At 72.3% G+C, this 24,182-nt stretch carries 21 protein-coding genes and 1 pseudogene; 8 read left to right on the top strand and 14 right to left on the bottom strand.

Translation table 11 applies throughout. From position 1 onward, the window contains the following. Window positions 1-33: 33 nt before the first annotated feature. Window positions 34-771, bottom strand: coding sequence for a hypothetical protein (locus tag ACFYQ6_RS33860; RefSeq protein WP_356744922.1), 738 nt, complete (start codon window positions 769-771; stop codon window positions 34-36). 1,372 nt (window positions 772-2,143) lie between these two features. Between ACFYQ6_RS33860 and ACFYQ6_RS33855 the strand changes: the two genes are divergently transcribed. Further along, on the top strand, window positions 2,144-4,099 hold the full coding sequence (locus ACFYQ6_RS33855) for a serine/threonine-protein kinase (RefSeq protein ID WP_388766679.1): 1,956 nt from the start codon (window positions 2,144-2,146) through the stop codon (window positions 4,097-4,099). A gap of 5 nt (window positions 4,100-4,104) precedes the next feature. Here the strand turns inward: ACFYQ6_RS33855 and ACFYQ6_RS33850 are convergent, their stop codons facing one another. After that, window positions 4,105-5,562, bottom strand: a complete 1,458-nt coding sequence (locus tag ACFYQ6_RS33850; RefSeq protein WP_361579198.1) for a helix-turn-helix domain-containing protein — start codon at window positions 5,560-5,562, stop codon at window positions 4,105-4,107. A 369-nt stretch (window positions 5,563-5,931) separates the two neighbouring features. Here ACFYQ6_RS33850 and ACFYQ6_RS33845 point away from each other — a divergent pair. Further along, a pseudogene (locus tag ACFYQ6_RS33845) lies at window positions 5,932-6,139 on the top strand (DNA polymerase III subunit beta); the annotation flags it as partial. Window positions 6,140-6,344: 205 nt separating this feature from the next. Here ACFYQ6_RS33845 and ACFYQ6_RS33840 read toward each other — a convergent pair. Further along, window positions 6,345-6,833, bottom strand: a complete 489-nt coding sequence (locus ACFYQ6_RS33840) for a hypothetical protein (RefSeq protein ID WP_361578762.1) — start codon at window positions 6,831-6,833, stop codon at window positions 6,345-6,347. 94 nt (window positions 6,834-6,927) lie between these two features. Then, complete coding sequence (locus ACFYQ6_RS33835; protein ID WP_361578765.1) at window positions 6,928-7,821, bottom strand: glycoside hydrolase family 19 protein; 894 nt, start codon at window positions 7,819-7,821, stop codon at window positions 6,928-6,930. 265 nt (window positions 7,822-8,086) lie between these two features. Here ACFYQ6_RS33835 and ACFYQ6_RS33830 point away from each other — a divergent pair, with 265 nt between their 5' ends. After that, the gene (locus ACFYQ6_RS33830; RefSeq protein ID WP_388766676.1) at window positions 8,087-9,616 is read left to right on the top strand and encodes a substrate-binding domain-containing protein; all 1,530 of its coding nucleotides are present in this window, start codon (window positions 8,087-8,089) and stop codon (window positions 9,614-9,616) included. A 184-nt stretch (window positions 9,617-9,800) separates the two neighbouring features. Here the strand turns inward: ACFYQ6_RS33830 and ACFYQ6_RS33825 are convergent, their stop codons facing one another. Beyond that, entirely contained in the window at window positions 9,801-11,084 is a 1,284-nt protein-coding gene (locus ACFYQ6_RS33825; protein WP_361578771.1) for an adenylosuccinate synthase, read from the bottom strand. Window positions 11,085-11,270: 186 nt separating this feature from the next. On the opposite strand from ACFYQ6_RS33825, the gene ACFYQ6_RS33820 reads away from it, so the two are divergent. Then, window positions 11,271-12,107, top strand: a complete 837-nt coding sequence (locus ACFYQ6_RS33820) for a diacylglycerol kinase (RefSeq protein WP_361578774.1) — start codon at window positions 11,271-11,273, stop codon at window positions 12,105-12,107. A gap of 59 nt (window positions 12,108-12,166) precedes the next feature. Here the strand turns inward: ACFYQ6_RS33820 and ACFYQ6_RS33815 are convergent, their stop codons facing one another. Further along, the gene (locus tag ACFYQ6_RS33815) at window positions 12,167-12,679 is read right to left on the bottom strand and encodes a GbsR/MarR family transcriptional regulator (RefSeq protein ID WP_388766685.1); all 513 of its coding nucleotides are present in this window, start codon (window positions 12,677-12,679) and stop codon (window positions 12,167-12,169) included. Between the two features lie 92 nt (window positions 12,680-12,771). Here ACFYQ6_RS33815 and ACFYQ6_RS33810 point away from each other — a divergent pair, with 92 nt between their 5' ends. Genes ACFYQ6_RS33810 through ACFYQ6_RS33795 form a run of 4 tightly spaced genes read left to right on the top strand, consistent with a single transcriptional unit; the run spans window position 12,772 to window position 15,801 of the window. Further along, a complete protein-coding gene (locus ACFYQ6_RS33810) occupies window positions 12,772-13,725 on the top strand; it encodes an ABC transporter ATP-binding protein (RefSeq protein ID WP_361578777.1) in 954 nt (317 codons plus the stop codon). After that, the gene (locus ACFYQ6_RS33805; RefSeq protein ID WP_388766673.1) at window positions 13,722-15,380 is read left to right on the top strand and encodes an ABC transporter permease; all 1,659 of its coding nucleotides are present in this window, start codon (window positions 13,722-13,724) and stop codon (window positions 15,378-15,380) included. Before ACFYQ6_RS33810 ends, ACFYQ6_RS33805 begins: the two co-directional genes overlap by 4 nt. 50 nt (window positions 15,381-15,430) lie before the next feature. Continuing rightward, window positions 15,431-15,604: a hypothetical protein gene (locus ACFYQ6_RS33800; protein WP_388766671.1), complete on the top strand. Its 174-nt coding sequence runs from the start codon at window positions 15,431-15,433 to the stop codon at window positions 15,602-15,604. Continuing rightward, on the top strand, window positions 15,565-15,801 hold the full coding sequence (locus tag ACFYQ6_RS33795) for a hypothetical protein (protein WP_388766670.1): 237 nt from the start codon (window positions 15,565-15,567) through the stop codon (window positions 15,799-15,801). The genes ACFYQ6_RS33800 and ACFYQ6_RS33795 overlap by 40 nt, the downstream gene beginning before the upstream one ends. On the opposite strand, the gene ACFYQ6_RS33790 is transcribed toward ACFYQ6_RS33795, so the two are convergent. From ACFYQ6_RS33790 to ACFYQ6_RS33755, 8 genes are all read right to left on the bottom strand, one after another. Continuing rightward, on the bottom strand, window positions 15,784-16,989 hold the full coding sequence (locus tag ACFYQ6_RS33790) for a cytochrome P450 (protein WP_361578786.1): 1,206 nt from the start codon (window positions 16,987-16,989) through the stop codon (window positions 15,784-15,786). The genes ACFYQ6_RS33795 and ACFYQ6_RS33790 overlap by 18 nt on opposite strands. Window positions 16,990-17,015: 26 nt before the next feature. Beyond that, window positions 17,016-17,681: a response regulator transcription factor gene (locus ACFYQ6_RS33785; protein WP_361578789.1), complete on the bottom strand. Its 666-nt coding sequence runs from the start codon at window positions 17,679-17,681 to the stop codon at window positions 17,016-17,018. Beyond that, window positions 17,678-19,003 (bottom strand): histidine kinase, encoded by a 1,326-nt coding sequence (locus ACFYQ6_RS33780; RefSeq protein ID WP_388766667.1) that lies wholly within the window; start codon window positions 19,001-19,003, stop codon window positions 17,678-17,680. Before ACFYQ6_RS33780 ends, ACFYQ6_RS33785 begins: the two co-directional genes overlap by 4 nt. 68 nt (window positions 19,004-19,071) lie before the next feature. After that, window positions 19,072-19,947 (bottom strand): alpha/beta hydrolase, encoded by an 876-nt coding sequence (locus tag ACFYQ6_RS33775; RefSeq protein WP_361578795.1) that lies wholly within the window; start codon window positions 19,945-19,947, stop codon window positions 19,072-19,074. Between the two features lie 115 nt (window positions 19,948-20,062). After that, on the bottom strand, window positions 20,063-21,259 hold the full coding sequence (kynU, locus tag ACFYQ6_RS33770) for a kynureninase (RefSeq protein ID WP_361578798.1): 1,197 nt from the start codon (window positions 21,257-21,259) through the stop codon (window positions 20,063-20,065). Next, window positions 21,252-22,100, bottom strand: coding sequence for a tryptophan 2,3-dioxygenase family protein (locus tag ACFYQ6_RS33765; protein WP_356744954.1), 849 nt, complete (start codon window positions 22,098-22,100; stop codon window positions 21,252-21,254). The genes kynU and ACFYQ6_RS33765 overlap by 8 nt, the downstream gene beginning before the upstream one ends. Window positions 22,101-22,255: 155 nt before the next feature. Beyond that, on the bottom strand, window positions 22,256-22,669 hold the full coding sequence (locus ACFYQ6_RS33760; protein ID WP_361578802.1) for a DUF3151 domain-containing protein: 414 nt from the start codon (window positions 22,667-22,669) through the stop codon (window positions 22,256-22,258). A gap of 3 nt (window positions 22,670-22,672) precedes the next feature. Then, entirely contained in the window at window positions 22,673-24,163 is a 1,491-nt protein-coding gene (locus ACFYQ6_RS33755) for an MFS transporter (RefSeq protein WP_361578805.1), read from the bottom strand. Between the last annotated feature and the right edge of the window lie 19 nt (window positions 24,164-24,182).

Genomic DNA, 24,182 nt, shown 5'->3' with positions numbered 1-24,182 from the left:
CCCTGTGGGGGTGTCACTGCACGGCCCGACAGCTCAGCCCCGCTCCAGCAACCCCAGCTCCACCGCGCGAACTCCCGCCTGAAATCGCGAGTTCGCCCCGAGTACGCGCATGATCGCGGCGACATGGCGCCGGTAGGTACGCAGTGACACGTCGATCTCCCGCGCGGCCACGTCGTCGGTGCGCCCCGCACGCAGCTGCTCGAGGATCTGCCGCGCCAGCTCGCCCCGCAGACTGCGGTCCAGCCGGAGCTCGTCGGCGACGGGGCGGGCGACGGCCCAGGCCCCGGCGAAGAGCAGATCGAGCGCTCCCACCGCCGCGGGGTCGGTGACCACCGCCGCGTGCCTGCCCCCGGAGCCGTCACCGGACTGGACCAGGGCGGTCCTGCCGTCGACGATCAGCGCCTCCCTCAACTCACCCCTGGTCATGCGCACTTCCAGGGACGTCTCGGCGAAGTGCCGGCGGCTGTCGGCGGACAGTTCGAGTGCCCGGCCCGCCGCGAGCAGCCGCACGGCCAGCTGGCCCCGCCTTCTCGGGGTCGCGGGAGGCGCCACAGCAGCGGCCACCGCCCTGATCACCACGGCCGAATGCTTCCAATTGCCGGTGACCGCGAGATGCGCCGAATACTTCGCACCCGCCATGACGCGCTTCACGGCCCTGTCCACCGAGCCGTCGTCCGCCCGGACCAGCAGCGACGCGCCACCAGGCCGGCTGCGGTGCATCGACACCGAGGACTCGATCAGCGCCCTCGCCTCAAGGAGAGCGCGCTCCACGGAGTCCGCCCCGCATACACCCTCCGGCGCATCCGTCACCCCCGAACCCATTCCGCTCCTTCGTCACTGATTCAACCAACCGGTAAACAATCACCAGCGCTGGATTGTCTCGCCCAAAGGGCTCCAGGCGCCTAATGAGACCGACCGGTAAATCGTTTACTTATCCGGGGGACACTTACGCGCCATCGCCCTACTTTCTCAGACATTAGATCTCGGGCGTGAACCAGTCAACGGCCCACGGGCACAACCGGACGGACGCGATCCGCGATTTCGCCTTGGGCCGACCCGGGCCCGGTACCGGGGCGCGCAAATGTCATCAAGCTGCATCCGGGCCCGCTATTCAGGCCCTCCACATTCCGCTTACCCTGCGGTATGTGATCATGTAACTACACAACGGAGCCGATGCTGTCCGGTAATGGCCATCCACCCCTGGAACGGGACGGGCCCACACGCCCTCCACCCCGGCGCCAGGGCCCAGGCTCCAGGGCCCACGTCTGGGCCCAGCGTGGGCCCAGACGTGGGCCCCGCACTCCCGGCCGCCGCGTCCGGCGCCGATCCGCACGCAACCCCTCCGGCCCACCCGGAAGACGCGGCCGGGGTGCCGACGGCGACAGCACGACCACCCGCCCCACCAGGGCGCCAATGGCCTGGACCACCGACGGCGTCCACTCCCGCTGCCCATTCGGGATCATCCCTTTCACCTGGCCTGTCGGCCCCGGCCGGAGCCGCTCGGGGCAGGCGTCCCGCCCCGAGCGGCTCCGCGACTCCGGACGCGGAAGGGGCCGCGCGCACGGCGTCCCCGCCCGCCCCGCCTTCGGTCCGCGGAGCGCCGGGGTCCGTCCGGCCCGCACCGGGGCGGCGAGGGGCGCGCACCGGGCCACTCCGGGCAGCCGGGCCACACGTGACGCGTCCGCCCGCGCACCGGGCTGCAACCGCAGCGCGGTCACACAGCGTCTCCATAGGTGTGAACGCTCTTCATCGAGACTGACCGCGCGAGCGAATTCAGGCAGCACCCGTCCGATATTCCGCAGTACGTCCCCCTGCCCGCAATGCTGCGTTCTACACCCGGCCAACAACCCGCCACTCCACCGGATCGTTTTATTACCTGTGGGTAGCGAAATCAACTCGCGGATAATCACCGCGAGACTTCAGCCTGCGCAAAAATCCGGCGGCGCTCGGAGAATGCGCGCGGGGCACCTCATGTTTCCTCCGAGGCAAATAACGAATCGCCCGCCCGGGGGCTCCCGCGGACGCCCGTCCGTAGCCGGCCGCACCCGGGAAGGTGGCCTCCGGACGCCCTCGGTCCGGTCTGCCGGGGCCGCCGCTATCCTCGACCACGGTCCGCCACGACCGTACGGGGGAGGAAGCGCACATGGAGAAGCTGGGCTCCGGCGATCCGCAACGCATCGGCACGTACCGCCTGTTGGGACGGCTCGGCGCCGGTGGCATGGGGCAGGTGTTCCTGGCCCGCTCGGACCGGGGCCGTACCGTCGCCATCAAGCTGGTCCGGCCCGAACTCGCGGAGCAGCAGCACTTCCGCGACCGCTTCCGCGCGGAGGTGCAGGCCGCTCGGCAGGTCGGCGGCGCCTGGACCGCACCGGTGCTGGACGCCGGGGTGGACGACGCGGTGCCCTGGGTGGCCACGGGATATGTCGCCGGCCCCTCGCTGCACCTCGTCGTCTCCGGACGCCGGGGCCTCCCCCCGGCCGAATCGGGGGCGTACGGTCCGCTCCCGGAGCGCTCCGTCCGCGCGCTGGGTGCCGGGCTGGCGGGGGCCCTCCAGGACATCCACCGCGCCGGGCTGATCCACCGTGACCTGAAGCCGTCCAACATCCTGCTGACGATCGACGGCCCCCGGGTCATCGACTTCGGTATCGCGCGCGCCCTGGACACCGTCACCGACGGCGGCCTCACGCGTACGGGAGCGGTGATCGGCTCACCCGGCTTCATGTCCCCCGAGCAGATGCGGGGCGAGCGCGTGACGACGGCGTGCGACGTCTTCTGTCTCGGCTCCGTGCTCACGTACGCGGCGACCGGCCGGCTGCCGTTCGGCGCTGCGGACAGCGCGATCCACGCGCTGATGTTCCGCATCGCGCAGGAGGACCCGGACCTCACCGGCGTACCCGTGGACCTCGTCGAGCTGATCCGGGACTGCCTGGCCAAGGACCCGGCCGCGCGGCCGTCGACCGACGCCGTCCTGGAGCGCCTCGGCGACGCGGACACGAAGGAGCCGTGGCTGCCCGGCGCGCTGATCGCCCAGCTCGGGCGGCACGCGGTGGAGCTCCTGGACTCGGAGGATCCGGAGGAGGGCGGCCCGGCACGGCCCCCGTCGGCCCAGGCCGGCCCGCCGACGCCCGCGCAGACCGCCCCGGCGGACGTCGCCCCGCCCGTACCGGTATCCCCCGCAGCCCCCGCGCCCGCCCGGGCAACCCCGCCCGTACCGGCACAGCCCGCGCCCGCCCGGGCAGCCCCGCCCGTACCCGCGCATCCCGCGCCCCCCGCGCCCGCCCGGACGGCCCCGCCCGTGGGGCCCGCGCACCCGGCCTACGGTCCGCCGTCCGCCGCACCCGTCTCCGCGGGCCCACCCGGTGGCGCGTACGGGCCACCCACGCTGATCGGGCCGCCCGGCGGCGCTCCGCAGCCGTCGTACGGCTACCCGCAACAGCCCGCCCCCGGTTACGGATTCGGCCCCACTCCGCCGTACGGCCCGCAGCCCGGCCACCTCACCGCGCCCGTGCCCGTGCGCCGTCGCGGTGCGGGGACCATGTTCGCGCTGTTCGCGGTCGCGGTGCTGGTCGCGGTCGGCGCGGCCTGGGGGGTCTACGCCCTCATGACGAAGGGCGACGGCGACACGACGGCCTCGCCCACCACGGCTGCCCCGTCGCGCGACACCTCTGACGGTTCGTCCGGTGACGCCACCGGCTCGCCCACGCAGGACGGAACGGCCCCTGACCCCAAGAGCGCGGACGGGCCCGTCCCTTCCGGCTATCTGGGTACCTGGACGGGGACCATCGGCGGTGGCGCCGGCGCGTCCACCCGGCGACTCGTGATCCAGCAGGGTGAGGTCGGCGACACCGTGCTGTCCCTCACCGCCGAGGGCCCGCTCGGCTCCGGCGGCTCCTACCGCTGCGTCTTCCAGGCCGATCTGGAGACCTCGCCCGGCTCCGGCGCCTCCGTCCGTATCGGGCCCTCCCGGGTCACGTCCGGTGAGCCCATGTCCTCGTGCACCCCGGGCAGGCCCACCGTCCTGACGCTGCTGCCCGACGGCAGCCTGCGCCGCGAGATCACGGCCACCGGCGAGAGCCTGACGTACACCAAGGAGGGCTGAGCGGCTCAGGCCGCGAGGTCCACGGCGCGGAACGCGAGCCACAGGTCGTACCGCGCGCTCGGTGTCCGGAGCAGCGACCGGCGCAGCAGTGCCTCCAGCCGGGTGAGCCGCTTGCGCGCACCGGGCACGGAGATGCCGAGCCGGTCGGCGGCCGGGCTCAGCTGGGCCTCGCAGGCCAGCCATGTCCGCAGGGTCTCCTCGCCCGTGGGGCCTGCCCGGGCGAGCAGGCCGAGCTGGTGGACGGCCCATTCCTGGAAGCCGGGGGCCCGCAGGACCGTGTCGAGGTCCTCGGACGCCCGGGCGCCCCGCGGGTGCGGGTGGTGCAGCGCGGGTGTGGCCCTGATGCGCAGGGCCAGGTCGACGGCCGCCTGGTCCGCGACCCGGTTCAGGTCCAGGCCGAGGAGCTCCTCCACGAGCCGGAGACGGGCGGCCAGGGTGTTGCGGTGGATCTTCAGGTGCTGGGTGGCGTGGGAGGAGAAGGCCAGCCAGGACGCGACGGTCGCCGCGAGTTCCTGACTGCCGGGGTCCTGCGCGCGGCGCGGCCGATGAGCGAGCAGCGGGGCGAGGAGGGCGTCGGCCCACCGGGCTCCGGCGGCCCCGGCGACCAGCGCGGGTTCCGGCGCGGCGCCGAACCTGGAGTGGCGCCCGGGGAGTCCACGGGCGACGGCGAGGGCGTGGAAGGCCTGCTGGTAGGCGGTCGCGGTGTCGGGCAGCCGCACCTCCTCGCTGACCCCCACCACACAGTCGTCCACGAGGCCCGCGACGGTCAGGTCGAGCGTACGGCCGCCGTCCGGCCGCTCCGCTCCGGCTTCCTCGTCCGCCGGCATGATCAGGATCAGATGGCGGGCGTACACCGGGCAGCGCACGATCCAGGTGCGCCCGCCCGAGGCGTCGGCGCAGATCCGGGCCACCTCGTCGCGCTGTCCGCCGGAGCACTCGACGACGCAGACGCGTACCGGATCGGGGAGCTTCGGCCGTAGGGCGCCCGCCACCTGACGGGCGATGGAGAGCTGACCTGTCATCAGCAGGTGCAGCACGGCTTCGCGGCCACGGGATTCGGCGAGATCCACGCGCCGCCGCTTGCGTTCGACGCTCTCCGTCGCCCAGGACAGGGCCAGCGGCATCACCGCGTCCGCCGCCAGGGTGGCGAGCCCGGCGGGCAGCGGTCCGCGGGCGACGAGCGCGAGGACGGGGCCGCCGTCGTCCGGTGCCTGGTGGAGGGGCAGCAGCAGCGCCGCGCAGTCGTCGTCCTCCAGGGAGTACGACCCGGCGCCGCGGGCCGCGAGTTCCCGCACCGCGCGGGAGGCGAACGTCGCCGCCTCGTGCCCCGGCCACCTGGTGTTCCCGGCCACGGCCTGGAGCACCGTGCCGTCCCGGTCGACCATCCCGGCCCACCCGTCCGCCCTCCGGGCCAGTCTGCGCAGCAGCTCCGGCGATCCACCGGTCCGTGCCAGCCGGTACATGAGCAGTACGTCGTCGGCCCGGTCCCGCCCGTTCACGCGTCCCCCGCTCCTGCCCGAAAACCGGAGTGCAGAGTACCGGTACGGCTGTGCGGTTCGATACCCGTCGCACGTCACACGGTGCGAATTGAATCTCCCGGCCCACCGCCCGGCCGCCCTAGAGTCCCGAGCGTGCTCCGGAGCGTTCGGAGGGCGTCGGGGGACGCCGGAACGGCCCGGAGCCGGAGCAGGACGAGGATGTCGGGGGACGTCCTCGAGGCGCGGCGGCAGCGGCTCACGGGGGTGGTCGCTGTCGTCGGCGCCGCTGACTGTCAGTGATGCCGCCCAGCGTGGATCTCGACCGTGCCGTACTCCGGACGAGAGGCCCCTGACGTGGAGTTCCGCATCGACCGAGGCGCACTGACCCTACGTGTCCCGTGCGGCCCGGGTGCTGCCCGCGCGTTGCCCCGTCCCCGTCCTGGGCGGCCTCCTCCTGGTCGTGGGCGCCTCCGGCCGGCTCCGGTTCTCCGGGCTGGACTTCGAGGCCTCCGCCCGTGTCGAGACCCGGGTGCGCGCGGTGCGGGCCGGGAAGGTGGTGCTGCCCGCCCTCCTGTGACCCGCCGCGGAGGAAAGCTCACGCGCAGGGCCCTCGCGTGCGGGCCCTCGTTGGGAAGACTTCGCGGGGGCGACTGCACGAGGGGGGGAAGGCCTCGCAAGGGCGACTTCGCGAGGGAAGGCCTCGCAAGGGCGACTTCGCGAGGGAAGGCTTCGCGGGGGAAGGCCCGCTCCGGCGCCCCGCCCCGTGCTCACGCCGGGAGCGTCGCCTTCTCCCCGACGGCGGCGAGCAGCCAGATGGGGAACTCCGGATCGGCCTGGCCCACGGCGAGACCGGTCCACCGCGTGCTCCCCGGTACACGCCACACCTGCATGCTCCCCGCGAGATTGCAGAGCTGCCCCATGGGCTCCGGGGGAGCGTCGGAGCCTTCCCCGCCCTCCAGGTAGGGCCAGAGGTCGACGGTCTCCGGCTCGCCCCATCTCTCGCTCAGCGCGGAGGCCAGCACGCTGAATTCGGCTTCGATCTCCTGCTCCGCCGGCTCGATGAACTCGGGGGACCGGTCGTCCCAGAAGTCCTGGCTCGCCCGCAGGATCACCAGGTGATGTCCGGGGCCGCTGCTGCGGACGCCGCTGTCCTCGCTCTCCTCCCCCGCGGGGTACGGCAGGCCGAGGACGGAGTCGATCAGGGCGAGGCGCGCCTCGGTCGTCGTGGGCGGTGTGCTGTTGCTGTCCGTGTTCATGGTGCGTGATCCTGCCAACCGCCCCTGCGGCCACGCGCATCGGGGCGCGCCCGGCCGCTGCCGGACGCGCCCCGTTCCCCGGGGTGGGGAGGGTTCAGCAGCTCAGGTTCGAGCCGGGCGTCGTGCCGAGGATCTGCACGAACGCCTGGTACTTGTTGATGCGGCTCTGGACCTGGGCGGGGTTGCCGCCGTTGCACTCGATGCTGCCGTTGATCGAGCGGATGGTCTCACCGAAGCCGGCGCCGTTGACCATGGCGTTGTGGGGCGTCATGGTGCCGGGGCCGGACTGGGTGTTCCAGTACCAGAGACCGGTCTTCCAGGCCACGGAGGCGTTCTGCTCCACCTGCCAGGGGTTGCCGAGGAGGTCGATGCCGAGTGCGTCACCGGCCGCCTTGTAGTTGAAGTTCCAGCTGAGCTGGATCGGGCCACGCCCGTAGTAGGCGGCCTGGCCTGCCGGGCAGCCGTAGGACTGGCTGGTGTCGCAGTAGTGCGGGTAGTTGGCGGTGTTCTGCTCCACGATGTGCACCAGCCCGCCCGTCTCGTGGCTGACGTTGGCGAGGAAGGCGGCGGCCTCCTGCTTCTTCACCGTGTCGCTGCCGGTGTTGGCGAAGCCGGGGTAGGCACTCAGCGCCGCGGTGAGGCCGCTGTAGGTGTAGAAGGAGTTCCGGCTCGGGAACATCTGGTTGAACTGGGCCTCGCTGACCACGAAGCCCGAGGGGTTGGGGGTGCCGGGGTCCGTGCCGCCGCCGGTCCCGCAGGTGCCCTGGTCGGCCCAGACGTCGGCCGTTCCGGGCCGCTCGTTCTGGGTCCACCACTTGGCGGACCAGTTGTGTCCGTTGTACGAGGCGGAGCCGCCGCCCCAGTAGACGGCGGAGGCGCTCCAGGCGGGTGCGCAGGTGGCGGCCGACGCCGTGGAGGCGGGGAGGAAGACGAACGTCGCGACGACCGCGCCCAGCGCGGCGATCAGGCTCATGACACGTTTGATCACGCGATCACTCCTTCGGCGCGGCGCCGCGTTGAGCGTGCGCCGCCATGGGGGGGTAGAGCCACTCAAGCGTCGATGGTCTGGACCTGTCAAGGTCTAGACCAGAACTCGACCCTCACGGAGCAGCGCCCAACTCGCGCTCCCCGAACCCTTGTTGAACACAAGACGAACTTCGACGGAAGGATCCCGGCGGCTCTCCCGCGGCGCGCGACCGAGTCGTACGGTGACGCCGACCGGCACATCGCACCCACGAGGGAGCGCCAGAACCATGGAGTGGTTCAGCCCCGAGAACGTCGTCGCGGTCCTCACCGCGGTCCTGGGCGTACTCACCTCGGCAGGCGTCCTCTGGTACGAGCGCCGGGTCCCCCGCCGCAAGCGCATCGGCTACCGCGTCCAGATGGACACCCCGATAGGCAGCGAGGTGAGCCAGGGGCGGGCCAACGTGCGGCTCGGCCTCTTCGACGAGACGCCGGACATGGCCGACGCCACCCTCGTCCTGCTGCGCATCGAGAACGACGGCTCCCAGTCGATCGCCGACGAGGACTACACCGGGCGCGGCGACCTCCACGGCCTCACCGCCGAGTTCACCGGCCGCACGGTCCGGGGTATCGCGGTCACCCACTCACCGGGCGCCGATCACCTCATGGACCACTTCACCTCCGCCGCCGTGCGCCACAACGGCTCCCTGATCCAGCTGCCCCGCGTCCCGCTCAACCGCAACGAGCACTTCAAGCTCCTCGTCCTGCTGACCGGTTCGCAGGTGGGCGGTCCCATCAAGGTCACCGGCGGCATCCGCGACGGGGTGGTGGCCCCGAACACCGCCGCACGCCCCGACGAGAAGCCTCCGATGTTCGGCCGGGCCGCGAGGATCATCACCGTGGCCCTCACGGTCTGCGTGCTCGCGCTCGCCGGCATCATCGTCGTCCGGGACGACACCCCGCCCCCGCTGGACTGCGCCACGGGCACCCTCACCCTCACCGGCTCCACCGCCTTCCGCCCGGTCCTGGTGGAGCTGGAGAAGAAGTACGAGAAGGAGTGCGAGGGGTCCAGCATCGTCGTGGACACCCACGGCAGCAACGCCGGCGTGCGGGAACTCGACGCCAGGGGCGCCAGGAGCGGATCGTCCGGCTCGCCGTCGCTGATCGCACTGTCCGACGGCCCGAAGCCCTCCGGCCTCGCCAAGCTGCGCGAGAAGCCGGTCGCGGTCTCGCTCTTCTCCCTCGTCGTCAACGACAGCGTCCCGGTGCGCGACCTCTCGCTCGACGAGATCAGACGGATCCACCGCGGCGAGATCCGCAACTGGAACCAGATCGAGGGCGGACCCGACCTGGAGATCCTGCTGGTCAGCCGTGACGCCAACTCCGGTACCCGCGAGGTGTTCCAGCGCCGCGTACTCGACGGCAACGAGCTCGCCGCGTCCTCGCGCGACTGCACCACCAAGGACGACCCCCGGGCCCCGGTCGTCCGCTGCGAACTCGACGGCACGGACCAGGTGTTGCCCAAGGTCGCCGAGCTCGACGGCGCCATCGGCTACACCGAACTGCGCGCCGGTGCGGTTCCCGACGGCGCGCACCGGGTGACGATCGACGGCATCACGCCCTCGGTCGAGACGATCGACACCAGCGGCTATCCGTACCAGGAGATCGAGTACGCCTACACCTACGGCTCCCCGCCCGCGAACAGCCTGGTCTCCAGCTTCCTGAACTACCTCGACAACTACGGCGAGGAGGTCATGCGCGCCAACGGCCACCTGCCGTGCGCGACGCCGAAGGGCATGCGCATCTGCGGCGCGGGCTGACGGCCCCCTACCGGGGTAGGGGGCCAGGACAGCACCCTCCCCCGCACGGACGACGGCACCCTCCCCGCACACGCCCCCGCCCCGCACACGGACGACGGCGGCCTCCCGCACACGCGCCCGCCCCGCACGGACGACGGCGGCCGGCCCTTCCGCGAGGAAGGACCGGCCGCCGTCGTGTCGTCTCCTAGAGGAAGGAGTTGATCTCGATCGTCTCGGTACGGCCGGGGCCGACACCGATCGCGGAGATCGGGGCGCCGGACATCTCCTCCAGCGCCTTCACGTACGCCTGCGCGTTCTTCGGCAGGTCGGAGAAGGTCTTGGCCTTCGTGATGTCCTCGGACCAGCCCGGCAGCGTCTCATAGATCGGCTTCGCGTGGTGGAAGTCGGTCTGGCTGTACGGGAGTTCCTCGACGCGCTTGCCGTCGATCTCGTACGCCACGCACACCGGGATCTGCTCCCAGCCGGTCAGCACGTCCAGCTTGGTGAGGAAGAAGTCGGTGAGGCCGTTGACCCGGGTCGCGTACCGCGCGATCGGGGCGTCGAACCACCCGCAGCGGCGGTCACGGCCGGTGGTGACACCGCGCTCGCCACCGATCCTGCGCAGCGCCTCGCCGTCCTCGTCGAGAAGTTCGGTCGGGAAGGGTCCCGCACCGACGCGCGTGGTGTAGGCCTTGAGGATGCCGATGACCCGGCTGATCTTCGTCGGGCCCACGCCGGCTCCGGTGCAGGCGCCGCCCGCGGTCGGGTTCGACGAGGTGACGAAGGGATACGTGCCGTGGTCGACGTCCAGCAGCGTGCCCTGGCCGCCCTCGAAGAGGACGACCTTGCCCTCGTCGATGGCGTCGTTCAGGATCAGCGTCGTGTCGGCGACGTACGGCTTGATCTGCTCCGCGTACTGGAGCATCTCCTCGACGATCTTCCCGGCGTCGATCGCGCGGCGGTTGAAGACCTTGGCCAGGAGCTGGTTCTTCTGCTCCAGCGCCGCTTCGACCTTCTGCTCCAGGATGGACTCGTCGTAGAGGTCCTGGACGCGGATGCCCACGCGGTTGATCTTGTCGGCGTAGGTCGGGCCGATACCGCGCCCGGTCGTGCCGATCTTGCGCTTGCCGAGGAAGCGTTCGGTCACCTTGTCGACGGTGACGTTGTACGGAGTGATCAAATGAGCGTTGCCGCTGATCAGGAGCTTGGACGTGTCGACGCCTCGCTCGTTCAGACCGCTCAGCTCGGAGAGCAGGACCGCCGGGTCGACGACGACACCGTTACCGATGACCGGAGTACACCCCGGCGACAGGATTCCGGAGGGGAGGAGATGCAGTGCGTACTTCTGGTCGCCTACGACAACCGTGTGGCCGGCATTGTTGCCGCCCTGATAGCGCACCACATAGTCAACGGACCCACCGAGCAGGTCGGTGGCCTTCCCCTTGCCCTCGTCACCCCACTGAGCACCGAGCAGCACAAGTGCGGGCACAGGCGTACACCCCTTCCGGGCGGGGCATGTCCAAGGTCAGGGGGCGTACGTAAAGGTCGTACCTGCCGTACGACGATGTACGGCAAAGCCTGAGCCGTCGAACCGGGTGCCCCGGAATAGACGAAGCCCCTGGCGCAATAGCGCAAGGGGCTCTTGCACCAAGATGCTACCCGAGGAAGGACCGAGGTGTCGGCTGCAGAGCCCCCCGGCGACGGCGACCACCAGCTACTCGTGCTCATCGACCCCCTTGCCCGCCGCTACGACGGCGAGTCCGTGCGCATCGCGAAGGACGTGCTGAGCGCCGGTGCGCACGCCAAGATCTGCCTCCCGGACAGCCCCGACGAGTTCGCCAGGGCCCTGTCGCGGCGGGGTGCCAGACGTCCGGTGGTCGTCGGTGACGACCACGCGCTGCTGCGCGCCGTGTCCCAGCTCCACCGGGAGCGGGAGCTCTCCGAGGGCGCGCTGTCCCTGATCCCGGTCGGCGCCGCGCACTCCCTGGAGCTCGCGCACGCGCTGGGCGTGCCCAGGGGAGCGGTCGCCGCGGCCCGCACGGTGCTCGACGGGGCCGCCCGCCGGCTGGACCTGCTGGTCGACGACAGCGACGGGGTCGTCCTGGGCGAACTCCGCATCCCCGCGGCGAGCACCCGGCCCGGCCCGCCCCACACGGTCTGGGACACCTGCCGCAGCCTCATAACGTCCCTGGTCCGCCCCGCGCCGCCCTCACCTTCGGGTCCGTCCCGGACGCACCGCCTGCGGGTCGAGGCGGACGGGGTCCTGCTGAACGACCTGGACCGTCCGGTCGAGGGCGTCTCGGTGACCGCCCAGGGAGACGGAGGACTGGCGGACGTGGTGATCCACACGACCTCGGGCGAGACCCTCGCGTCGGAGGCAAAGGCGGTCACGGTCGCGGGTCCGGACTTCCGCTATCGCGCGGACATACAGGTGGCGGGCCCGGTCAGGAGCCGTACGTGGACGGTCCGGGCGGGAGCGTGGCAGCTGATACTCCCGGCGGCGGACGGCTGACCGCACCGAGGCCGGAGGCCGGGCCCGGGAGGGCGGGAAGGCAAGAGGCCGGAACGCCCTCAGCCCTGTGGTTTCCGGCTCTCCCGCCACCGGTCCAGGACACCGGCCAGTTCGGTCTGCATGAACTCGAAGAACTCGGCCGTCTCCTTGAGCCGCGCGCCGGCCGGGGTGTCCTCGCCGAGGGAGCGTGCGCCGTCCCTCAGGGTGCGCTCCCACCGGGTCAGCACCTGGTCGCGGTTGGCGAAGGTGGCGTACCAGATCTCGTCGTGCAGGCGGTAGCGGTCCCGGCGTGAACCGGGGTCCCGTTCACGGCCGACCATGCTGACCTGGGTGAGATAGCTGATCGCGCCCGACACCGCCGCCGGGCTGATCTGCAGCTGCCGGCCGAGGTCCGCCGAGGTCATGGAGGCGTCGTCGTCCGCGAGGAGGGCCGCGAAGACGCGCGCGGCCATCCGCTGCATCCCCGCCTCGGCCATCTCGGCCGCGAAGCGCTCGACGAACCGCGCGGCGGCCTCCTCGTCGCGCCCGCCGGCCGCTCCTCCCGCGTCCGCGCCCTCGGTCCCGCTGGTCATATCCCCCGCCGTCTCCGCCGCCCAGGTCATGGCCCAACTTTATACGGTTCCTTAACTTCACAAATTTATGAAGCCCGCGTACGTTCAAAAGTATGTCGAAGGCAATCAGCGTCGCCGGACTGCACAAGTCGTTCGGCCGGACGCGCGCGCTGGACGGGCTCGACCTCGCCGTCGAGGCCGGCGAGGTCCACGGCTTCCTCGGACCCAACGGTGCCGGGAAATCCACCACGATCCGCGTCCTCCTGGGGCTGCTGCGCGCCGATTCGGGCGCGTCCCAGCTGCTCGGTAAGGACCCGTGGCACGACGCCGTCGAGCTGCACCGGCGCCTCGCCTACGTCCCCGGCGACGTGGAGCTCTGGCCGGGTCTCACCGGCGGGGAGGCCATCGATCTGCTCTCGCGTCTGCGGGGCGGGGCCGACAAGCGGCGCCGTGACGAGCTGATCGAGCGCTTCGGACTCGATCCGACGAAGAAGGGCAGGGCCTACTCCAAGGGCAACCGCCAGAAGGTGGCCATCGTCGCGGCCCTGGCGTCCGACGCGGAACTGCTGCTCCTGGACGAACCGACGGCCGGACTCGACCCCCTCATGGAGACGGTCTTCCAGGACGTGATCCTCCAGGCGAAGGAGGCGGGCAGGACGGTGCTGCTCTCCAGCCACGTCCTGGCCCAGGTCGAGAAGCTGGCCGACCGGATCAGCATCGTCCGGCTCGGCAGGACCGTGCAGTCCGGGTCGCTGAGCGAGATGCGGCATCTGACGCGTACGACGGTCGAGGCCGAGACGGTGCGGCCCGCGGAGGGTCTCGGCCTGCTTCCCGGCGTGCACTCCGTGGAGGTGGTCGCCGAGGGGAGCGGGACCCGGGTGCGGTTCGCCGTGGACGGCGGCCATCTGGACGGCGCCGTGAGCAGGCTCGCCTCGTTCGGCGTACGCAGCCTGATCAGCCATCCGCCGACCCTGGAGGAGTTGATGCTGCGCCACTACGGCGACGAGCTCGCCGCCGTCGGGCACGGCTCCGCCGAGGGAGATCTCGCCGCGGGAAGCACGCGATGAGCGCCGCGACCGTCACCGGGACACCGGCACCCCCACCGACCCTCATGACCCCCGGCGCGCTGGCGGGCACCCGCACCCTGGTCGGGTTCAACCTCCGCAGGGACCGCGTCCGGCTCCCCGTCTGGATCCTCGCGCTGTTCCTCGGCACCCTGGCCACCGCCGACAAGTACGCGACGCTCTACGCCGATCCGGAGGCCCGGGCCTCCGCGCTCGCCACCATGGGCAGCCCGGCCGCGCTCGCGATGACCGGGCCCGGGCACTATCTGGACGACTACACCTTCGGCGCGATGACCGGCCATCAGATGCTGGGATTCAGCGCCGTCCTGATCGGTCTCATGAACGTCCTGACCGTCACCCGCCACACCCGGTACGAGGAGGAGACCAACCGCGCCGAACTGGTCCGTTCCACCGTCGTGGGGCGGCACGCGCACCTGGCCGCCGCGCTCTGCGTGGCGGTGTTCGCCGACCTGGCGCTCGCCGTCCTGCTCGCCGCCGGACTCGGCGCCATGGACCTCGCGCCCGCCGGAGCCACCGGCTCACTCCTCTACGGCCTCGCGCTGGCGTGCGCCGGCCTCGTCTTCGCCTCCGTCGCCGCCGTCACCGCGCAGATCAGCGCCCACACCCGGGGCGCGTCCGGCTCCGCGCTGGCCGTCATCGGTCTCGCCTACGTCCTGCGGGCCGCCGGGGACGCGGGCGGGAACGACGTGCTGTCCTGGCTCTCCCCGATCGGCTGGGTGCAGCGCAGCTACCCGTACGTGGACGACGACTGGTGGCCCCTGCTGCTCTGCCTCGTGTCCGCCGCCCTCTGCGCCGGCGTGGGCTTCGCCCTGTCCACCAGGCGCGACGTGGGTGCGGGGCTCCGCGCCACCCGGCCCGGCAGCGCGACGGCGTCCGGCGCGCTGCTCGGCCCGCTGGGCTTCGCCCTGCGGCTGCACCGCTCCGTGCTGGCCGGATTCGGCGCCGGGCTGTTCCTGATGGGCGCCATGTACGGGTCGATCCTCGGCCAGGCCGACGACATGCTGGGGAGCATCGAGCAGATGGAGGAGGCGCTCTCGAAGACCGGCGGGGCCACGACGGCGGAGTCGTTCGCCTCGATGATCATCGTGGTCCTCGCGGTGGTGGCCTCCGTCCACGTCGTGACGGCCACGCTGCGGCCACGGGCCGAGGAGAACGCGGGCCGCGCCGAAGCCCTCCTGGCCACCGGGCTGTCCCGTGTCCGCTGGGCGGGCAGCCACCTGGCGGTCGCCCTCGCGGGCGGCACCGTGGTCCTGCTGCTGGCAGGGCTCGGCATCGGTGTCGCGGGGGCGGCCTCGACCGGCGACTCGGGGCTGGTGCTCTCCCTGACCGGCGCGACCCTCGCGTACGCACCGGCGCTGTGGGTGACCGCGGGCGTGGCCGTCGTCCTGTACGGCTGGCTCCCCCGGGCCGTCCAGGCCGCGTGGGCGGTCCCGGTGTACGCCTTCGTCACCGGCTACCTGGGTCAGCTGCTGCGGTTCCCGGACCGGATGAACGACCTGTCCCCCTTCGGGCATGTCCCGCCGCTGCCGGCCGCCGCGCTGGACTGGACGCCCCTGGTCGTCCTCACCCTGGTCGCGGCGGCCCTGATCCTGTTCGGCCTGGAGGGTTTCCGCCGCCGGGACCTGCGGACCAGGTGAGGAACCGGCCACGGCGGCCGGACGTCCTCACCCTCATGGAGCAGCGGGACGTGGCAGGCTACGGCGGGTGCGCGACGGCACTGCTCGGCGCGGTGACGGCCGTGTACGTCTGGGGCTCCTCCCGGCGGACCGGCCTGCACATGGGCACCGGACTGGAGGGACACGGGCGGGACCTCTCCGTCCTGTGGACGGAGCTGCCCTCGTCCTGCTCGCCTGCGCCCTGACACCCCCGCTGACCTGGCTGCTGACCCTGCGTCTGCTCCGCGGACGCGCGCCCCTGAGGGGCCGGGCCCTGGTCGCGGCGCTCTGCACGGCCGGCGTGTTCGCCGTGGCCACGTGGGGCCTGCACAGCTGGGCGAATCCGTACGACCCGGATCGCGTACGGCTGTCGGGCACCCTCGTCTCAGATCTCGACCAGTAGCTCCCGCAGCCCCCGGATCACGTAGCCGGGGTTCCACTCCGGCTCCGCCAGCAGCCGCATGCCGGGCGCCTTGCGCAGCAACTCGCCGAACACGGCCCCCATCTCGACCCGGGCCAGAGGTGCGCCCAGGCAGTAATGGATGCCCGCCCCGAACGAGATGTGCGGGTTGTCCTGGCGGGAGAGGTCCAGCGTCTCCGCGTCGGCGAAGCGCGCCGGATCACGGTTGGCCGACGCGAAGAGCAACGCGACCTGCGCACCACGGGGGATGACGGTTCCGTCGACCTCGATGTCGTCCAGGACCCATCGGGAGAACATGGGCACCGGGGTGTCGTAGCGCAGCAGTTCCTCCACGGCCGTGGGCAGCAGGCTGTGGTCGGCGCGCAGGGCCGCCAGCTGCTCCGGATGCCGGAAGAGCATCCACCAGCCGTTGACGGTGGCGTTGACGGTCGCCTCGTGGCCCGCGTTGAGCAGCAGCACACAGGTGGAGATGATCTCCTGCTCGGTCAGCCGGTCCTCGTCGTCGTGCGCGGCGATGAGCCCGGAGATCAGGTCCGCCCCGGGGTCCCCGCGGCGTGCGGTGATCAGCTCCCGCAGATACGCGGAGAACTCGACCGACGCGCGGACGGCCGCCCGCGCCGTCTCCTCCGGCGGATTCAGCTCGAACATCCCGCAGATCGCGGCCGACCAGGGCCGCAGCAGCCTCCGGTCGGCCTCCGGCACGCCGAGCATCTCCCCGATGACGGCCACCGGCAGCGGCTCGGCCACCGCCCCCAGCAGATCGCCGCCGCCCGCCGAGACGAAGTCGTCGACGAGCGCGGCGGCCAGCCGCTCCACCGTCGGGGCGAGCGCCTCGACCCTCCGGGGGGTGAACGCCTTGGCGACCAGCCGCCGGATCCGGGTGTGGTCGGGCGCCTCCAGATCGAGGATCCCGTGGCCGTTGAGCGTGTGGAACGGCTCGTGCGCCTCGGGCGGGGCGGCGACCCCGAACTCGTCATGGCTGAAGCGGTGCAGATACGTCCGCCCCAGCCGCCGGTCACGCAGCAGCCCCGAGACGTCGGAGTAGTGCGGGACGAGCCACTGCCGCGTCGGCTCGAAGTAGTGCGCCCGGCCGGTGGCGCGCAGCGCGGCGTAGGCGGGGTACGGGTCGGCGACGAACGCCGGGGACCAGGGGTCGAAGGACACGTGCATGGGCCGACGCTATCCGGGGGGTGACGCTATCCGGGGGTGACCAGCCGCGCCTCGTACGCGAACACGGCCGCCTGGGTCCGGTCCCGCAGCCCCAGCTTCACCAGGATGCGGCTGACGTGCGTCTTGATCGTCGACTCGGCGACCACCAGGTGCGAGGCGATCTCGAGGTTGGACAGCCCCTGCGCGATGAGCACCAGGACCTCCGTCTCCCGCTCCGTGAGGTCCCCGATCCGGGCCATGGCGGGCGGCCTGGGCGCCTCGGCGATCTTCGAGAACTCGGTGATCAACCGCTTGGTGACGGTCGGTGCGAGCAACGCCTCGCCGGAGGCCACCACCCGCACGCCGTCCGCCAGTTGCCGTGCCGAGGCGTCCTTCAGCAAGAAGCCCGAGGCGCCCGCGCGCAGCGCCTGGTAGACGTACTCGTCGAGATCGAACGTGGTCAGGACGAGCACCTTGGCGTCCGCGTCGGCGGCGACGATCTCGCGCGTCGCATCGATGCCGTTGAGCTCCGGCATCCGGATGTCCATCAGCACCACGTCGGGCCGCAGGGCGGCGACCTGCGAGACGGCCTCCCGCCCGTCGACGGCCTCGCCGACGACCTCGATGCCGGGCATCGCGTTGAGCAGCACGGAGAAACCCTCGCGGACCATCATCTGGTCGTCGACGATCAGGACCCGGATGGTGTCGTTCATGCCGTCCCGCCCTTCGTGGTCGCGGTCTCGGCCGCCGGCACGGGAAGGAACACGGCGACCTCGTAGCCGCCGTCCTCCGTCGCCCCGGCCGTCATCTCCCCGTTCAGCATCGCGACCCGTTCCCGCATCCCCGTGATCCCGTGCCCGGCACCGGGCGAGGGCTTGACCAGCCCCCTGGGGGGACCGTTGACGACGCGAAGCCCCAGCCCGCCGAGCACATAGCCGATCTCCACCTTGGCGGTGGCGCCCGGCGCGTGCCGGAGGGTGTTGCTCAGCGCCTCCTGGACGATCCGGTACGCCGACAGCTCGACGCCCTGTGGAAGCTCGCGTACCGCGCCGGTGACCGTCTTCTCCGTCTCCAGACCCGTCTCGCGGACATTGTCCAGCAGCCGGCCGATCTCGGCGAGGGTGGGCTGCGGGGCGTCCGGCGCCTCGTAGTCCTCCGCCCGTACGACACCGAGGACGCGGCGCAGCTCGGTGAGCGCGGCGACGGCGTTCTCCCGGATGGTGACGAAGGCCTGCTCCAGCTCGGGCGGCGGGTTCTCCACCCGGTACGGGGCGGCCTCGGCCTGGATCGCGACGACGGACATGTGGTGGGCGACGACGTCGTGCAGCTCACGGGCGATGGTGGTGCGCTCCTCCAGGAGCGTCCGCCGGTCACGTTCGACGGCGGTGACGGTGCGCTGCACCGTCACCTCGCGCTGGGCCTCTCGACGGGTCTGCACGACCGTCACGACGAGCAGGGCCAACGCCGACGTGAAGGCCATGCCGCCGGCGCTCGAGGAGGGGTTGTAGGGGCCCAGGGCGGCCGAGAGGAAGCCGGGGACCAGGGTGATCACCCACATCCAGGCCGCCGTACGCGGCCTGGTCCGCGCCGCGACGACGATCAGGACGCCCAGGTGGCACACGAAGGTGTGCGGCGACCACGGCCAGTCCCCGCTGCCCACGACGGCCGTCACCGGGACCAGAGCGATCGACGCCCAGAAGGCCAGGACGGGGCGGAGCAGCGTCATCAGCAGAACGGCGGCCGGCAGGAACGCGGTGATGAGTGTCGCGATGCCGAACGGGGAGTAGGTGTTCGCCGAGAAGACGCCTCCCAGCAGCGCGATCAGCGCGACCGACGCCACCACCGCGTGCGGGAACCAGACGGCCCGCCTCCGGACCGCCTTCGGGAGCCGTCGGATCACCGGGCCGTCGGTGCCCAGCGGCCCCAACGGGCGGTAGTCGAGCACATGGTGGAAGAGGTCCTGCCGCAGGCCGACTATCGCCCCTGCGGCCAGCCGGAATTCCGGGCTTCTGGTCTTCGTCTCGGTCACGCTCACACGGTAGGCGCCGCCCCGTGCCCCGGTCGTCAGCAGTGATGCGGATCCTTGGCCGTCCGTCGCAAGTACTACCAGGCCAGCTGGGCGATCTCCTCGGCCACCACGGCACAGGCGTCCGCCGACGGATCGATCAGCGGAAAGTGCCCCACCCCGTCCAGCAGCGTGAGCCCCACCATCTCCCCGGCCTTCGCCGCCGCGTCGACGAACGCGTCCGTGACGGCCTGCGGCACGGTGATGTCGTCCACGCCCTGCACGACGGCCGTCGCGATCCCGGTCGGCAGCAGCAGGGCCGGATCGACGTGCGCGGCCCGCGCCTCGAAGTCCGACTCGCCGCCCAGGAGTTGGTGCAGCGCTCCGGAGCAGACATCCAGCTCGACGGCGCTCGCGAAATCACCGATCGGCGCCAGCGCGACAACTCCGCGCAGCGGCGGCGCGGCAGGCAGCCGCCACGGCGAGCCCTCCGGGAGCACGTGCCGGGCGGCCGCCCACAGGGCGAGCTGCCCGCCGGCCGAGTGCCCGGTGACGACGGTCTTGCGTACGTCAGCCGCCGGGAGCCCTTCGGCCACCAGCGCCGGCAGGGCGTCCATCGCCGCCGCGACGTCGTCGAACGTCTCGGGCCAGCGCCCGGCGACCGGCCCCGCCCCGCCCTGCTGCGGGATCTCGCCGCCGCGCCGGTACTCGACACTGGCCACGGCGAAACCACGCCGCGCCAGGAAATCCGCGAACGGCGACACGTGCTGCCGGTCGTACGGGGCGCGCCAGGCCCCGCCGTGCAGCAGCACCACGAGGGGCGCCCCGTCACGGCCGTCCCTCGGCGCGAAGAAGTCGATCACCTGGTCGGGGTGGCTCCCGTAGGCCGCCGACCCGTCGGGCGCGACCACCGGATGCGCGAACGCCGACTCGGTCTCGGCGGCGTCCCGATCACGCGCGGCAGAATCCGACATGCTGCTCCAACCGTCCTACGCCTGTGCCCAACTGGACTGACCTGCGGGGACGGTACCAGTACGGCGGACCGCCGCCGTACGGGCCCGGAGAGCGGACGCGTACGGCGGCGGACGCTCAGACCCCCAGCACCTCGGCCAGGATCCGCGCCGCCCGCTCGGCGTCGGCGAACCCCACGTACAGCGGGGTGAAACCGAACCGCAGCACGTCGGGGCGCCTGAGGTCGCCGACCACGCCGCGCTCGACGAGCGCGCGCATCACCGGCTCGGTCTCCTCGGGCACCTCGCAGCGCAGCGAGACCTGGCTGCCGCGCTCCGCGTGGGGGGCCGGGGTGACCGGGGTGACGCGGCCATCGGGGACGTAGGCGGCGACGCACTCGAGGAAGAAGTCCGTCAGGGCGAGGGACTTGGCCCGTACGGCGTCCACCGACACGCCGTCCCACACGTCGAGCGAGGCCTCCAGCGCCAGCATGGAGAGGATGTCGGGCGTGCCGACCCGGCCCCGTACGGAACCGTCCGCCGGGACGTAGCCGGGAGTCATCCCGAACGGGTCCGCGTGCGAGGTCCACCCCGGCAGGGGTGAGTCGAAGGCCTCCTGGTGGCGCTCGGCGACGTACAGGTACGCGGGCGAACCGGGGCCGCCGTTGAGGTACTTGTACGTGCAGCCGACGGCCAGGTCCACCCGGTGGGCGTCGAGACCGACGGGCAGCGCGCCCGCGCTGTGGCACAGGTCCCAGACGGCGAGGGCGCCCGCCGCGTGGACGGCGGCGGTGAGACCGGGCAGATCGTGCAGCCGGCCCGAGCGGTAGTCCACGTGGTTCAGGAGGACGGCCGCCGTGCGGGGGCCGAGCGCGGCCGGCACGTCGGCCGGGGCGACCGGCACGACGCGGTGACCCGTCATCCGGGCCGCCGATGCGGCGATGTACCCGTCCGTCGGGAACGTCGTCGCGTCGACGAGGATCTCGTCCCGGCCCTCGCCCGCCAGGCGGGTCGCGGCGACGACGGCCTTGAAGACGTTCACGCTGGTGGAGTCGCCCACCACGATCTGCCCCGCGGCGGCTCCCACGAGTGGGGCGATCCGGTCGCCGATCCGCTCGGGCGCGGTCCACCAGCCGCTCTCGTCCCAGGAGCGGATGCGCAGCGAGCCCCATTCGCGGGTGATGACGTCCTGCATGCGCGCGGGCACGTGGCGGGGCAGCGCTCCGAGCGAGTTGCCGTCGAGGTAGACGGTGTCGTCGAGGGTGAACAGCTCGCGCAGTGCGGCTAGGGGGTCGGCGGAGTCGAGCGCCGTCGCGCGCTCACGGAGATCAGACATGACTGCGCGCCGTCCACAGCTCGGGGAACACACTCTTGGTGGCCCGCTTCTCCAGCCAGGCGACCCCGGCCGATCCGCCGGTGCCCGTCTTCGAACCCATCGCTCGCCGGGTGGCGGTCAGGTGGTCGTTGCGCCAGCGCCACACCAGCTCGCCGACGTCGGTCAGCACCTCGCCGAGCCGTACGAGCTCGGCGTTCTGGTCCGGGTCGGCGTAGATCTCCGCCCAGACGGCCTCGACCGCGGGTGAGGGCTCGTACTTCTGCGACAGGTCGCGTTCCAGCACCGACTGCGGTACGGCGTATCCACGCCGGGCGAGCAGCGCGAGCGTCTCGTCGTAGAGGCCGGGCTCGTGGAGCGCCTTCTCCAGCTCCGCGTGGACACGGGGAGCGCCCCGGTGCGGCACCAGCATGGAGGCGGACTTGTCGCCCAGCAGGAATTCCATCCGCCGGTACATCGCCGACTGGAATCCCGATCCTTCGCCGAGCGAGCCCCGGTAGGAGTTGAACTGGGCGGGCGTGAGACCGGCGAGCGGCTTCCAGGAGGCGTTCAGCGCCTCCAGCTCCCGCAGCGAGCGCTTCAGGGCGTCGCGGGCGACCGGTATGCGGTCCTCGCGCAGGGCGTGCGCCGCCGTCTCCCACTCATGGACGATGACGGTGAACCACAGCTCCATGACCTGGGTGGTGACCAGGAAGACCATCTCGCCGGGATCGTCCGAGCGCAGGTGCTGGAGGTGGGTCAGGACATCCGCCTGGACATAGTCCTCGTACGGAGTCGTGCCCGCGAAGTCCAGGTGCGGGGTGTCCGCACCGGTGGCTTCGGGGTCGGGGTGGATGGCCGACATTTCTGTCTCCTCGACACGAGCTTCCGGGTAGCGGTCCGCCCCTTCCTCTGAGGTGGTGGAGCTCCGGTCCCCTGCTCGGCATCCTAACGGCAGTCCGGGGAACGCGTCGGGCCCCGCGGGGCGGCTGCCCGCGGGGCCCGTGGGGCGAGGGAGGCTCAGCCCAGGATGTCGGCGGCGGTCTGGGAGGAGTCACGCAGGAAGGTGGAGCAGCGCTCGTACTCCTCCTGCTCGCCGATCGCCTGCGCGGCGCGTGCCAGGGCGTGCAGCGCGCGCAGGAAGCCGCGGTTGGGCTCGTGCTCGAACGGGACGGGGCCGTGGCCCTTCCAGCCCGCGCGGCGCAGGGCGTCGAGACCGCGGTGGTAGCCGGTGCGCGCGTAGGCGTACGACTCGATGACCCGGCCGCCCTCGTACGCCTCGTCGGCGAGCTGCGCCCAGGCCAGCGAGGAGGTGGGGTACTTCGCCGCGACATCGGCGGGCGCCGTGCCTGCGGCGAGCAGCTCACGCGGCTCCGGGTCGTCGGGCAGGTGGGTCGGGGCGGGGCCCCCGAGCAGGTTCTCGTGGATGGACATGGTTCAAGTGTGCCTGGGCCCGCGCTCCGGCTCCAAGGGCGGGGCCGTGACGCCGCAGTGCATCGTGCACTCGGGCCGCGCCTCCTGACGGGCCTCCCGCGGCTTCCGTACGGTCCACCAGGCGATCACCGAACCGGCCACCAGCAGACCGGCGCACATGGGCATCGCCCGGCGGAACGTGGAGGCGAACTCCCCCGCGTCCCGGTAGGCCTCCGGGCCCATCCCGGCCAGCAGCGGCAGCGCGGCCACCGCGAGCAGCCCGGCGGCCCGCGCCGCGGCGTTGTTGATCCCGCTGGCGAGCCCGGCCCTGCCGGTGTCCACGGCGGCCAGCACGGTCGCGGTGAGGGGCGCCACGAGGGTGACCATGCCGAGTCCCAGCACCAGCACGGCCGGCAGGACGTCGGCGACGTACGAGGCGTTCTCCCCGACGCGCAGCATCAGCAGCATTCCTGCTGCCGCCAGCAGCGGGCCCACGGTGAGCGGGACGCGGGGCCCGATCCGCCGTCCGAGATCGCCCGCCGACGCGGAGAAGAGCAGCATGAGAACCGTCGTGGGCAGGAGCGCGGTGCCCGCTCCGAGCGCGGAGTAGCCGGCGACCACCTGGAGCTGGATCGCGGACAGGAAGAAGAACCCGCCGAGGGCGGCGTACACGCAGAACGTCACGATGTTGACGGCCGTGAACTGCCGGGAGGCGAAGATCGACGGCGGGACCATGGGCTCGGCCCTGCGCCGCTCCACGGTCACGAAGGCCACGCCCAGCACCACACCACCGATCGCCGAGCCGACGACCACGAGGGACGCGCCCTGCTCCGGCACCTCGATCAGGGCGTAGGTGACGAGGGCGAGCGCGAGCGCGGCGAGCGCGGCCCCCAGCACGTCGAACCGTCCGTGGGCGTCCGGGTCCCGCGACTCCGGCACGTGCCGCAGGGCGACGGGCACGCAGATGGCGGCGAGCGGGAGGTTCAGCAGGAAGACCCACCGCCAGCCCGGCCCGTCCACGAGCCACCCCCCGAGGAACGGCCCGACGGCCGCACCGACCCCGCCGAGCCCGGACCAGAGCCCCACGGCGCGGGCCCGGTCGTCGGGGTGGAAGCTCGCCTGGATGATCGCCAGTGATCCGGGCGTGAGCAGAGCGCCCCCGACCCCCTGGAGCGCCCGCGCCGCGATCAGCACCTCCGCGTTCGGCGCGATCCCGCACAGCAGCGAGGCCACGGCGAACCAGACGACCCCCAGGACGAACACCCGGCGCCGCCCGAACCGGTCCCCGAGCGCACCCCCGAGCAGGATCAGGCCGGCCAGGGTGAGCATGTAGGCGTTGACGGTCCACTGGAGGGCGGCCAGATCGGTGCCGAGGTCCTGGCCGATGCGGGGCAGTGCCACGTTGATGACGGTGGAGTCGAGCAGGGCCATGCTCGACCCGAGCACGGTGGTGAGGACGACCCACCGTCCGACGGGCGAGGCAACCCGGATCCCGTCACTGTCCGCATCAGTCATACGAGCAGCATCACCGCTC

The organism is Streptomyces sp. NPDC005494 (assembly GCF_042872025.1).
GTDB lineage: Bacteria > Actinomycetota > Actinomycetes > Streptomycetales > Streptomycetaceae > Streptomyces.
This window is presented reverse-complemented; position numbering and strand designations above follow the sequence as displayed.